The sequence below is a fragment of the Mesorhizobium prunaredense genome (assembly GCF_900156895.1).
GTDB lineage: Bacteria > Pseudomonadota > Alphaproteobacteria > Rhizobiales > Rhizobiaceae > Mesorhizobium > Mesorhizobium prunaredense.
Genome location: NZ_FTPD01000029.1, coordinates 310 through 908 on the forward strand (window position 1 = coordinate 310; position 599 = coordinate 908).

Here is a 599-nt window from a genome sequence, read left to right on the forward strand (position 1 = left end):
CATCGCATGCTGCCCCGGAAACAGCCAGCCGTCGCGGTGCATCACGCCCTGCTGGCGTCCGACCTTCCACCACTGGCGCAGCAACAAGAGCAGGTCTTGCGACAGCATGGCGTTCCGGTATCGCCCGCCCTTGCCGCGTTCGACACGTAGCAGCATGCGCTCACTATCGACGTCGGCGATCTTCAGCGTCGACACCTCCGCCACGCGCAGGCCCGCGCCATAAGCGACCGACAGCGCGGCCTGGTGCTTGAGGCAGATGGTGGCATTGAGCAGCCGGGCGACCTCGTCGCGGCTCAGCACCACCGGCAGCGTGCGCGGGTGCGCCAGCCGAACGAGCTTGCGCGCCAGATCGGGACGATCGACCGTATGCGTGAAGAAGAAGCGCAGCGCCGACACGATGCTGTTCATCGTGGGAACAGGAACGCCGTCCTCCTGCTGCTCGATCTGGAACCGACGCAGGTCGTCGGCGGTCGCTGTGTCTGGTGAACGCCCGAGGAACGTCGCCAGGCGTCCGATGTCGCGGAGATAGTTGCGCTGCGTCTCCCGTGAGAAACGCCGCATGTTCATGTCGTCGATCAGCCGCTGACGAAGTGGACTGA

At 65.6% G+C, this 599-nt stretch carries 1 protein-coding gene; it reads right to left on the reverse strand.

The features are described from left to right. Window positions 1-599: tyrosine-type recombinase/integrase (locus BQ8794_RS21445; protein ID WP_077380685.1), on the reverse strand; the 599-nt coding region annotated here is incomplete at both ends.